This window comes from Streptomyces atriruber (assembly GCF_001418325.1).
GTDB lineage: Bacteria > Actinomycetota > Actinomycetes > Streptomycetales > Streptomycetaceae > Streptomyces > Streptomyces atriruber.
This window is the reverse complement of sequence record NZ_LIPN01000216.1, coordinates 1-10,398: the sequence shown is the minus strand read 5'-3', so window position 1 is coordinate 10,398 and position 10,398 is coordinate 1. Positions and strand designations below refer to the sequence as shown.

The window sequence follows — 10,398 nt, the reverse complement described above, 5'->3', positions numbered from 1 at the left end:
CCACCGCCGGGCCGCGCACAGTGCTTGCTTATCTCATCCGGCGCCTGTTCGCCGTAATCATCATGGTGCTGGTCGTACTGCTCGCGACCTTCACCGTCTTCTTCATGCTGCCCAAGTGGGCGGGACAGGACATCGCCGTCCTCTTCGCCGGCAAGGCCACCGGAGCCGAGCAGATCGAAGGCATCCGGACCAAACTGGGACTCGACGACCCGCTGCTCGTCCAGTTCTGGGACTTCATCAAGGGCATCCCGATGGGGCGCGACTACGTCAACGGCACTGACGTCACGCACTGCCCGGCACCCTGCTTCGGCTACTCCTTCCGTACCGAGGCGCCCGTCTGGGAGACCCTCAAGGACGCCCTGCCCGTCACCGCCGCGCTCGCCGCCGGTGCCTGTGTCCTGTGGCTCGCCGCGGGTGTCGCCACCGGTGTCGTCTCCGCCCTCAAGCGGGGCACGATCTGGGACCGCTCCGCGATGACCATCGCCCTCGGCGGTGTCTCGCTCCCCGTCTTCTTCACCGGCATGATCGCGATGGGCCTCTTCGTCCACCAACTCGGCTGGGTGAAGATCGCGGACAGCCTCAGTACGGACGACTCGATCGATGTCTGGCTGCAGACACTGATCCTGCCGTGGATCGTCCTCGCCTTCCTCAACGCGGCGATGTACGCCCGCCTCACCAGAGCGACCATGCTCGAAGTGCTGGGCGAGGACTACATCCGTACCGCCCGCGCCAAGGGCCTCGGCGAGGCCACCGTCATCCGCAAGCACGCGCTGCGCTCCGCGATGACCCCGATCCTCACCGTCTTCGGACTCGACCTCGGCGTGCTCATGGGCGGCGCCGTGCTCACCGAGTCCACGTTCAACCTGCCGGGGCTCGGCCTCGAAGCGGTCCGGGCCATCAGCAGCAAGGACCTGCCCGTCATTCTTGGTGTCACGCTGTTCGCGGCGCTCGCGATCGCCATCGCCAACCTCGTCGTCGACCTTCTGTACGCCGTCATCGACCCGCGAGTGAGGCTGGGATGACCGAACTGTCCAAGAGCGGAGCAGCGGTGGGCGAGCCCGTCGCCGGCTCGTCCGCTCCCTCCGCCTTCCTCGAGGTGCGCGACCTCAAGGTGCACTTCCCGACCGACGACGGCCTGGTCAAGTCCGTCGACGGGCTCAGCTTCCAGCTGGAGAAGGGCAAGACCCTCGGCATCGTCGGCGAGTCGGGCTCCGGCAAGTCGGTCACCTCGCTCGGCATCCTCGGCCTGCACACCGCCGGCCAGTACGGCTCCCGCAAGGCGCAGATCTCCGGCGAGATCTGGCTGGACGGGACGGAGCTGCTGAGCGCCCCGGCCGACGAGGTGCGCAAGCTGCGCGGCCGCGAGATGGCGATGATCTTCCAGGATCCGCTCTCCGCGCTGCACCCGTACTACTCCATCGGCAAGCAGATCACCGAGGCGTACCGGGTCCACAACGACGTCGACAAGAAGACCGCCCGCAAGCGGGCGATCGAGATGCTCGACCGGGTCGGGATCCCCCAGCCGGACAAGCGCGTCGACTCCTACCCGCACGAGTTCTCGGGCGGCATGCGCCAGCGCGCGATGATCGCCATGGCGCTGGTGAACAACCCCGAGCTGCTCATCGCGGACGAGCCGACCACCGCCCTCGACGTGACCGTCCAGGCGCAGATCCTCGACCTCATCCGGGACCTGCAGAAGGAGTTCGGCTCCGCGGTCATCATGATCACGCACGACCTGGGCGTGGTCGCCGAGATGGCGGACGAGCTCCTGGTCATGTACGGCGGCCGGTGCGTCGAGCGCGGCGCGGCCGAGAAGGTCTTCTACGAACCCCAGCACCCCTACACCTGGGGCCTGCTGGGCTCGATGCCCCGCATCGACCGCGAGGAGACCGACCGGCTGATCCCGGTCAAGGGCTCCCCGCCCAGCCTGATCAACCTGCCGAGCGGCTGCGCCTTCAACCCGCGCTGCCCCTACGCGGACATCCCCAAGGATCAGATCACCCGCAGCGAGCGCCCCGAGCTGCGCCTGGTGGCCGACGGGCACTACTCCGCCTGCCACATGTCGCAGGACGAGCGCACCCGGATCTGGACCGAAGAGATTGCGCCGAAGCTGTGAACGATGACGTGAAGGGCCAGGAGATGACGATCCCGGCGCAGACGCAGAGCTCGCCCGAGCCACTGCTCAAGGTCGACGGCCTGGTGAAGCACTTCCCCATCAAGAAGGGGCTGCTCCAGCGCCAGGTGGCGGCCGTCCAGGCGGTCGACGGGCTCACCTTCGACGTGCGCCCCGGGGAGACCCTCGGCGTCGTCGGCGAGTCCGGCTGCGGCAAGTCGACGATGGGGCGGCTGATCACGCGTCTGCTCGAACCGACCGGCGGACGCGTCGAGTTCGAGGGCACGGACATCACGCACCTGGGCACGGGCGGCATGCGTCCGTTCCGCCGCGACGTGCAGATGATCTTCCAGGACCCGTACTCGTCGCTGAACCCCCGGCACACCATCGGCACGATCGTCGGCGCGCCCTTCAAGCTCCAGGGCGTCAAGCCCGAGGGCGGCGTGAAGAAGACCGTGCAGGAGATGCTGGAGCGCGTCGGGCTCAACCCCGAGCACTACAACCGGTACCCGCACGAGTTCTCCGGCGGTCAGCGCCAGCGCATCGGCATCGCGCGGGCGTTGGCGCTCCGTCCGAAGCTGGTCGTGGCGGACGAGCCGGTCTCGGCCCTGGACGTCTCCATCCAGGCCCAGGTGGTCAACCTCCTGGACGACCTGCAGGACGAGCTCGGCCTCACGTACGTGATCATCGCGCACGACCTGTCGGTCATCCGGCACGTGTCGGACCGCATCGCGGTGATGTACCTCGGCAAGATCGTGGAGCTGGCGGACCGCAAGGACCTCTACTCCACGCCGATGCACCCGTACACCAAGGCGCTGCTCTCCGCGGTGCCGGTGCCCGACCCCAAGCGGCGCGGCGTCAAGAGCGAGCGCATCCTGCTCCGCGGCGACGTCCCCTCGCCGATCGACCCGCCCTCCGGCTGCCGTTTCCACACGCGGTGCTGGAAGGCGACGGAGATCTGCAAGACGAAGGAGCCGCCGCTGCTCGCGCTGGCCTCCGGGCACCAGGTGGCGTGCCACCACCCGGAGAACGCCGAGGACCAGGCGCCCGAGGACACCAAGCTCCTCTCGGTGGCCAAGGAGGCGATCGAGGTGGTGTCGGTGGTGTCCAAGGCGGAGGAGTCCGCCGAGGAGCCGGAGGCCACCGCGAAGCCGAAGGCCGCCGCGAAGCCGGAAGCCGCTGCGAAGCCGGAAGCCGCTGCGAAGCCGGAGGCTGCCGAAGAGCCGGAAGTCGCTGCTTCAAAGGGTGAGGCTTCGAAGGAGAAGGGTCAGAAGTCGACTGACTGATAGGGCAAGTTGACCCGGACGAAGTACGCGTTACGGGTCATGTACATGCCCTGGCGGGAGAGTGCAGAGTCTGCGTGTCCGATCCACCGGACACCCCATCGGAACGCGTTCGAAGGGAAGACTCATGGCACTCTCCCGTTCGGCACGTCTGGGAGCGCTCGCGACCGCGGCGCTCTCCTTCTGTCTGATCGCCGCGGCCCCCGCGCCCCACCCCGGCTCCGACGGCGTCGGCGACCCCTACTTCCCCCAGCTCGGCAACGGCGGCTTCGACGTACGCCATTACGGTCTCGACGTCGCCTACGACCCGGACACGGACCGCCTCGACGGCCGCACCACGATCACCGCGCGCGCCACCCAGGACCTGTCGTCCTTCGACCTCGACCTGCAGAAGCTGACGGTCACCCGGATCGAAGTGAACGGCAGACGCGCCCAGTTCACGCGCACCGGCGACGAGATCCGCATCACGCCGCGCGACGCCCTGCGCAAGAACAAGAACTTCACGGTGACGGTCACCTACGGCGGCGTGCCCGAGCCGCTCAGCGGCCCCATCGTCTTCGGCTCCGACTACGGCTGGATGAAGACCACCGACGGCGTCTTCGTGGCCTGCGAGCCGAACGCCGCGTCCACCTGGTTCCCCTCCAGCGACCACCCCTCCGACAAGGCCGCCTTCGACATCCGCATCAAGGCGCCCAAGGGCCTGACGGGGGTCTCCAACGGCCGCCTCGTCGGCACGTACGACAAGGGCGGCCGGACCGTCGCCCACTGGCGCGAGACCGAGCCCATGGCGACCTATCTCGCGACCGCCACCATCGGCAGGTTCGACGTGAAGAAGGGCACGACCCCGGGCGGGACCCCGATCTACGTCGCCATCGACCCCGTCCTGGAGAACAGCAACAACGTCGACGTGTACGGCGTCACGGCCGAGGTCACCGACTACTGGTCGAAGGTCTTCGGCCCCTACCCCTTCGAGGAGACCGGCGCGATCGTCGACGACATGCCGCAGGCGGGCTTCTCCCTGGAGACCCAGACCAAGCCGGTGTACTCCGCGATCCGCAGCGAGTCGACCATCGCCCACGAGCTCGCCCACCAGTGGTTCGGCGACTCGGTGTCGGTCGAGAAGTGGAACCACATCTGGCTCAACGAGGGCTTCGCGACCTACTCCCAGTGGCTGTGGAGCGAGCACAAGGGCACCCAGACCGCCCATGACGCCTTCCTCGCGGGCTACAACTCGCGCCCCGCCGACTCGGCCTTCTGGCAGATCGTCGTCGGCGACCCGCAGCGCGACACCATGTTCGCCTCCGCCGTCTACCAGCGCGGCGCGATGACGCTCCAGGTGCTCAGGGAGCGCATCGGCGACAAGGACTTCTTCGCGCTCCTCAAGGCCTGGGCGAAGCAGTACCGGAACGGGAACGCGGCCACCGCCGACTTCGTGCGGCTCGCCGAGAAGATCTCCGGCGAGCAGCTCGACGAGCTCTTCGACACCTGGCTCTTCACGAAGGGGAAGCCGGCGCTTCCCTCGCGGTGATCCGCCAGGCGCCGACCTCGCGGTACGCGGAGTCGTACACCGCCTCGCCGGCGCCGGGCTCCAGCGCGTAGTGCCGCAGGTTGCCGCCCCAGTACCGCAGGATCCGGCCCAGCTCGTCGGCGGCCTGCCCCTCGAACGCCGTCTCACCCATGTCGATCTCCAACAGGAATCTCATGGCTTCAAGCGTGTCATTGAAGTCCTTTGTGAGGCTTTGGGAGCCATGAGGTCCTGCTGTACGGCCACCGGACCCCCTCAACCCTCAAATCGCGGTGAAGGTCGCGGAGAGGCCGGCGCGGCCACGGGTAAGAATGGCGCGTGCTCCTGGATCTGTTCACCCCCTCCGTCCAGCACTCGCTCGACATCGTGGGGATCTTCGTCTTCGCGATCTCCGGCGCGCTGCTCGCCGTGCGCAAGAACTTCGACGTCTTCGGCATCGCCGTCCTCGCCGAGGTCACCGCGCTGGGCGGAGGGGTCTTCCGCGACCTGGTCATCGGGGCGGTCCCGCCGGCCGCCTTCACCGACCTCGGCTACTTCATCACTCCGCTGCTCGCGGCCCTCCTGGTCTTCTTCCTGCACCCGGAGGTGGAGCGCACGCAGCTCGCGGTGAACGTCTTCGACGCGGCGGGCCTCGGCCTGTTCTGTGTGACGGGCACGACCAAGGCGTACGACTACGGGCTCGGCCTCACCGCGTCGGCCACCCTGGGACTGATGACCGCGGTGGGCGGCGGTGTCCTGCGCGACATCGTCGCCAACGAAGTGCCCTCGCTGGTCCGCTGGGACCGCGACCTGTACGCGGTCCCCGCCATCGTGGGCGCCACGATGGTCGCCCTGTGCATCCACTACGAGCAGCTGACTGCCGTCACCAGCAGCATCGCGGTCGTGACGGCGTTCACCCTGCGGCTGCTCGCGATGCGCTACCACTGGCGGGCACCGCGGGCCTGGAACCGCCGGTCCACCGCGGTGGAGGCGGAGGCGGAGGAGACGCCGTGAACCCATGATGCCGACCAGAAAAGCTACCGCTCAGTAATCTAATGTTGTACGTTGCTGCCATGGCCACGGCAGCATCAATTCCCGCATCGGTGCCCGCGCGCATCGGCGACAGCGAGTTCGACCGCGACACCGCGGTGACCCGGCGCGAACCCGGTGTCTACGACACCGAGCTGTCCGCCGGCTGGACGATCATCAGCGCCGTCAACGGCGGCTATCTCCTCGCCGTCATCGGCCGCGCCCTCGCGGACGCCCTCCCGCACGCCGACCCCTTCACCGTCTCGGCGCACTACCTCACCGCGTCGAGCCCCGGCCCCGCCGTCATCCGCACGGACGTGGTGCGCGGCGGCCGTTCGCTCTCCACCGGACAGGCCTCGCTCTTCCAGTACGACGAGGAGGGCCGCGAGGTCGAGCGGATCCGGGTGCTCGCCTCGTACGGAGACCTCGACGCGCTCCCCGACGACGTCCGCACCACGGCCGAGCCGCCCGCCATCCCGCCGCTCGACCAGTGCTTCGGCGCGCAGGACGCCCCCGACCACCGCCCGGTCCCCGGCAGTTCGGCCATCGCCGACCGCCTCTTCCTCAAGCTCGACCCGGCCACCCTCGGCTGGGCGCTCGGGCAGCCGTCCGGCAAGGGCGAGATGCGGGCCTGGTTCGGTCTCGCGGACGGCCGCGACGCGGACCCGCTGTCGCTGCTGCTCGCCGTCGACGCGCTGCCGCCGACCGCCTTCGAGATGGGCCTGACCGGCTGGGTCCCGACCGTCGAGCTGACGGTCCACGTCCGCCACCGCCCGGCCCCCGGCCCGCTGCGCGTCTCGATCACCACCCGCAACCTCGCGGGCGGCTTCCTGGAGGAGGACGCCGAGGTCTGGGACAGCGAGGACCGCCTCGTGGCCCAGTCGCGCCAGCTGGCACGGGCCCGGCTGAGCTAGGGCCTGGCGGGCCCTAGTCCTTGCGGGCGGGGGCCGCGCGCAAGAAGCGGCCCAGCTCGCCCGTGAGTTCGGCGGGGGCGTCCTCCTGGACGAGGTGCCCCGCGCCCTCGATCAGCCGCAGCTCGGCGCCGGGGACGAGAGCCGCGAGCTCCTTGCCCCTGGCCACGGGGATCCAGGGGTCCTCGGTGCCCCAGCAGATCAGGACGGGCAGCTCCAGCTCGCCGTACCTGCCCTGGATCTCGTCGGTGAACCGCTGGTCGTTCTGCGCGATCTGCCGGTAGAAGGCGGCCTGCCCCTCCTCGGTGCACCAGGGCTCCACGAGGCGGTCGAGCGCGGCCGGATGCAGTCCGCGCGGGCTCGTCGAGGCGACGTACTCACGGATCATGGCCCGGTGCAGCGCGGGCGGCAGCCGGGCGAACACGTCCGCGTTCTCGCCGAGCAGCCGGTAGGAGGGGGAGCCCCAGGGGGCGAGTGCCACCGGGTCGACGAGGGCGAGACGTTCGTAGCGGGCGCCGTGCAGCAGGTGTGCGCGCAGGGACACGCAGCCGCCGAAGTCGTGGGCCACGACGGCGGGGTGGTCCAGGCGCCAGTGGGCGAGCAGCTCGGTGAGGACCCGGCCCTGCGCGGCGAGCGACACGTCCTGCCCGGCCCGCATCTCCGAGGCGCCGTACCCCGGCAGGTCCCAGACGTACACGCGGTGTTCGCCGGAGAGTGAGCGGGCGATGTCGCGCCACACGTACGACGAGAAGGGCGTGCCGTGGACCAGGACGACGGGCGGGGCGTCGGCCGGGCCGAGGGCGGCCCAGCGCACGGTGCCGGAGGAGCTGGCGAAGGTCTGGTCGAGGATCCAGGAGTCTCGTGCAGCCGTCATGACCGTAATGCTAATAGCTCCTTACGGTCTGCGTCGAGCGTCGGTTGCCGGGTGTCGAGCGGTGTTCAGTGGTCGTCCTGCCAGTGCATGCGGCCCAGGCCCACCAGGCGCAGCTGTCTGCGGGCGACGTCCGCCACCCGTGCCTCCTCCGCCGTCCCGGGGCCCGCGTCCAGGAAGGACGACGCGGTCATCACCATGTGATCGACGTACATCCCCGCCAGCATCAGCAGATCGTCCTCGGTCCACCGCGACGTCGGCGCCTCCTGGGCGAACTGCTCCGCCACCTCCTGGGCGAACAGGTCCAGTTGGGCGCCGATCGCGTCCCGCACCGCCCGTACGCCCCCGTGCCGCTCGCGGGCGATGAAGCGGACGTGGGCGGGGTGGGCGTGGACGTATCCGGCTATCAACTCGACCGTGCCCGCGATGCGTTGCTCGCTGTCGCCGGTCTCCGACGCCAGCATCGCGGTGAGCGTCGTGTGCAGGCTGCCGAGCGTCTCCTCGACCAGGGTCACGCCCAGGTCGGCGGTGTCACGGAAGTGCCGGTAGAAGGCGGTGGGGGCGACGCCCACGGCGCGGGTGACCTCGCGCAGGCCCAGGCTGCTGAGGCTCTGCTCCTCGAGCAGCTGGAGGGCCGCGTCGAGGAGTGCCTGCCGGGTCTTCTGCTTCTGGGCCTGCCGGATGCCGAGGGTGTGACTCATGCCATGCAGTTAACAACTGTTCTCCGACTTTTGGAAGCCGGGAAGGGAGTAGACTCCAGAGTCAGTGAACAACTGTTACCACAAGCGTTCACCGAATCGAGAGGGATCACATGCTCTTCCTTGTCGCCGCCCTACTGCTGCTGGGTGTCGCCATGGGCTCCGTGGCACACGCCCCGCTTCCGGTCAGCCTCGTCGCCGCCGTCGTGATCGGCGTGTGGCTCGCGGTCTTCGCGGTGCGCGAGCGCCGCGCCCGGCACCGCTGAGGCACCCCCGGCCACCGCCGATCCACTCCGTACGACACCTCCACCTGCCAGGAGTCGCACCATGGAAAGCACCGCAACCCGCCCCCAGGCCGTCGCGGCCCCCGCCCGCACCGAGGAGACCCGGCCCACCGGACGGCGGGACACCGACGGCATGGCCGTCGCCTCCTTCGTCCTCGGCCTGCTCGGACTGCTCGTCCTGAACCTCTTCCTCGGCCCCGTCGCGATCGTCCTCGCGGGCATCGCCCTGTGGCGCGGCACCACCCGCAAGGGCCGCGCGCTGCTCGGACTCGGGCTCGGCGTGGCCGACCTCGTCGTCCTCGCCGTGCTCGTTTCGGCGGACAACACTCTGTCCTGGGGTCTCGCGGGCTGATACCACCGGGGCGAAGGGCCCCGCACGGCTCGTAGAATCGTGCGCACCATGGCCTACCTCGACCACGCAGCGACCACTCCGATGCTCCCGGAGGCGATCGCGGCGATGACCGCGCAGATCGCCGTCACCGGCAACGCCTCCTCGCTGCACGCGGCGGGGCGCCGGGCCCGACGCACCGTCGAGGAGGCCCGCGAGACACTCGCCGAGTCGCTCGGCGCCCGCCCCAGCGAAACCGTCTTCACCTCCGGCGGCACCGAGGCGGACAACCTCGCCGTGAAGGGCCTCTACTGGGCGCGACGCGACGCGGAACCGGCCCGCACCCGACTGCTCGCCAGCCCCGTCGAGCACCACGCCGTCCTGGATGCCGTGCACTGGCTCGGCGAGCACGAGGGCGCCACCGTCGAATACCTGCCGGTCGACACGCACGGCCGCGTGCACCCCGAAGCCCTCCGCGAGGCCATCGCGCGCAACCCCGACGACGTGGCCCTGGCCACCGTCATGTGGGCCAACAACGAGATCGGCACCATCCAGCCGATCCGGGAACTGGCCGACGTCGCTCAGGAGTTCGACGTCCCGCTGCATGCCGACGCCGTCCAGGCCTACGGCCAGATCCCCGTCGACTTCGCCGCCTCCGGGCTCGCCGCCATGACCGTCTCCAGTCACAAGATCGGCGGGCCCTACGGCATCGGCGCGCTGCTCCTCGGCCGTGAGTACAGCCCCGTGCCCGTGCTGCACGGCGGCGGCCAGGAGCGGCACGTGCGCTCGGGGACGCTGGACGTGCCCGCCATCGCGGCGTTCGCCGTCGCGGGGGAGTACGCCGCGGCGCACCGCGAGCAGTTCGCCGCGGAGATCGGCGCGCTCCGCGACGACCTGGTGGCCGCCGTCCGCTCGACGGTCCCCGACGCGATCCTCGGCGGCGACCCGTACCCGGACGGCAGGCTGCCCGCCAACGCGCACTTCACGTTCCCCGGCTGCGAGGGCGACTCCCTGCTGCTGCTCCTCGACGCCCAGGGCATCGAGTGCTCCACCGGCTCCGCGTGCACGGCGGGCATCGCCCAGCCCAGCCATGTGCTGCTCGCCACCGGCACCGATCCCGACCTGGCCCGCGGCACCCTGCGCTTCTCGCTCGGCCATACGTCGACGAAGGCGGATGTCGATGCGGTGGCGGCGGCGATCGGCCCGGCGGTGGACCGGGCGCGGACGGCGGGGCTGAGCTAGCCGGGCCGAGCGGGCCGGTCCGGACTAGTCCTTCTTTCCGGGCTTCGCGGACCCCGTCGGCTTCTCGGGCCTGTCCCGCTCGGCGCGGACCAGGCGCATGTACCGGTCCCAGTCCCAGTACGGACCCGGGTCCGT

The 10,398-nt window shown here is 70.1% G+C and carries 12 protein-coding genes; 9 read left to right on the top strand and 3 right to left on the bottom strand.

The window, feature by feature from the left end:
- Positions 1-20: 20 nt before the first annotated feature.
- The 4 genes from AOK03_RS22365 (at position 21) to AOK03_RS22350 (ending at position 4,924) form a co-directional block, all read left to right on the top strand.
- Positions 21-1,022 (top strand): ABC transporter permease, encoded by a 1,002-nt coding sequence (locus tag AOK03_RS22365; RefSeq protein ID WP_055567104.1) that lies wholly within the window; start codon positions 21-23, stop codon positions 1,020-1,022.
- On the top strand, positions 1,019-2,116 hold the full coding sequence (locus tag AOK03_RS22360) for an ABC transporter ATP-binding protein (protein WP_055567103.1): 1,098 nt from the start codon (positions 1,019-1,021) through the stop codon (positions 2,114-2,116). The genes AOK03_RS22365 and AOK03_RS22360 overlap by 4 nt, the downstream gene beginning before the upstream one ends.
- Positions 2,117-2,139: 23 nt before the next feature.
- Entirely contained in the window at positions 2,140-3,399 is a 1,260-nt protein-coding gene (locus tag AOK03_RS22355) for an ABC transporter ATP-binding protein (RefSeq protein ID WP_055567117.1), read from the top strand.
- A gap of 124 nt (positions 3,400-3,523) precedes the next feature.
- On the top strand, positions 3,524-4,924 hold the full coding sequence (locus AOK03_RS22350) for a M1 family metallopeptidase (protein WP_055567102.1): 1,401 nt from the start codon (positions 3,524-3,526) through the stop codon (positions 4,922-4,924).
- On the opposite strand, the gene AOK03_RS22345 is transcribed toward AOK03_RS22350, so the two are convergent.
- Positions 4,890-5,099, bottom strand: coding sequence for a hypothetical protein (locus AOK03_RS22345; protein WP_055567101.1), 210 nt, complete (start codon positions 5,097-5,099; stop codon positions 4,890-4,892). The genes AOK03_RS22350 and AOK03_RS22345 overlap by 35 nt on opposite strands.
- Positions 5,100-5,239: 140 nt before the next feature.
- Between AOK03_RS22345 and AOK03_RS22340 the strand changes: the two genes are divergently transcribed.
- Complete coding sequence (locus AOK03_RS22340) at positions 5,240-5,914, top strand: trimeric intracellular cation channel family protein (RefSeq protein WP_055567100.1); 675 nt, start codon at positions 5,240-5,242, stop codon at positions 5,912-5,914.
- 59 nt (positions 5,915-5,973) lie between these two features.
- Complete coding sequence (locus AOK03_RS22335; protein WP_055567099.1) at positions 5,974-6,843, top strand: thioesterase family protein; 870 nt, start codon at positions 5,974-5,976, stop codon at positions 6,841-6,843.
- 13 nt (positions 6,844-6,856) lie between these two features.
- On the opposite strand, the gene AOK03_RS22330 is transcribed toward AOK03_RS22335, so the two are convergent.
- Positions 6,857-7,714: an alpha/beta fold hydrolase gene (locus AOK03_RS22330; protein ID WP_055567098.1), complete on the bottom strand. Its 858-nt coding sequence runs from the start codon at positions 7,712-7,714 to the stop codon at positions 6,857-6,859.
- Between the two features lie 65 nt (positions 7,715-7,779).
- A complete protein-coding gene (locus tag AOK03_RS22325; RefSeq protein ID WP_055567097.1) occupies positions 7,780-8,412 on the bottom strand; it encodes a TetR family transcriptional regulator in 633 nt (210 codons plus the stop codon).
- Between the two features lie 110 nt (positions 8,413-8,522).
- Between AOK03_RS22325 and AOK03_RS43175 the strand changes: the two genes are divergently transcribed.
- From AOK03_RS43175 to AOK03_RS22315, 3 genes are all read left to right on the top strand, one after another.
- Positions 8,523-8,675: a hypothetical protein gene (locus AOK03_RS43175; RefSeq protein ID WP_167355636.1), complete on the top strand. Its 153-nt coding sequence runs from the start codon at positions 8,523-8,525 to the stop codon at positions 8,673-8,675.
- Positions 8,676-8,736: 61 nt separating this feature from the next.
- Positions 8,737-9,045 carry a hypothetical protein gene (locus AOK03_RS22320; protein WP_055567096.1) on the top strand — a complete coding sequence of 103 codons (309 nt, stop codon included), beginning with the start codon at positions 8,737-8,739 and terminating at the stop codon, positions 9,043-9,045.
- Positions 9,046-9,093: 48 nt separating this feature from the next.
- Positions 9,094-10,263, top strand: coding sequence for a cysteine desulfurase family protein (locus AOK03_RS22315; protein ID WP_055567095.1), 1,170 nt, complete (start codon positions 9,094-9,096; stop codon positions 10,261-10,263).
- Positions 10,264-10,398 lie beyond the last annotated feature (135 nt).

What these genes read in the sequence shown, in the direction of transcription:
- AOK03_RS22345 (WP_055567101.1), bottom strand. Translation starts at nt 5,099, where the DNA reads ATGAGATTCCTGTTGGAGATCGACATGGGTGAGACGGCGTTCGAGGGG.
- AOK03_RS22330 (WP_055567098.1), bottom strand. Translation starts at nt 7,714, where the DNA reads ATGACGGCTGCACGAGACTCCTGGATCCTCGACCAGACCTTCGCCAGC.
- AOK03_RS22325 (WP_055567097.1), bottom strand. Translation starts at nt 8,412, where the DNA reads ATGAGTCACACCCTCGGCATCCGGCAGGCCCAGAAGCAGAAGACCCGG.
- AOK03_RS22315 (WP_055567095.1), top strand. Translation starts at nt 9,094, where the DNA reads ATGGCCTACCTCGACCACGCAGCGACCACTCCGATGCTCCCGGAGGCG.
- AOK03_RS43175 (WP_167355636.1), top strand. Translation starts at nt 8,523, where the DNA reads ATGCTCTTCCTTGTCGCCGCCCTACTGCTGCTGGGTGTCGCCATGGGC.
- AOK03_RS22320 (WP_055567096.1), top strand. Translation starts at nt 8,737, where the DNA reads ATGGAAAGCACCGCAACCCGCCCCCAGGCCGTCGCGGCCCCCGCCCGC.
- AOK03_RS22360 (WP_055567103.1), top strand. Translation starts at nt 1,019, where the DNA reads ATGACCGAACTGTCCAAGAGCGGAGCAGCGGTGGGCGAGCCCGTCGCC.
- AOK03_RS22355 (WP_055567117.1), top strand. Translation starts at nt 2,140, where the DNA reads ATGACGATCCCGGCGCAGACGCAGAGCTCGCCCGAGCCACTGCTCAAG.
- AOK03_RS22350 (WP_055567102.1), top strand. Translation starts at nt 3,524, where the DNA reads ATGGCACTCTCCCGTTCGGCACGTCTGGGAGCGCTCGCGACCGCGGCG.
- AOK03_RS22335 (WP_055567099.1), top strand. Translation starts at nt 5,974, where the DNA reads ATGGCCACGGCAGCATCAATTCCCGCATCGGTGCCCGCGCGCATCGGC.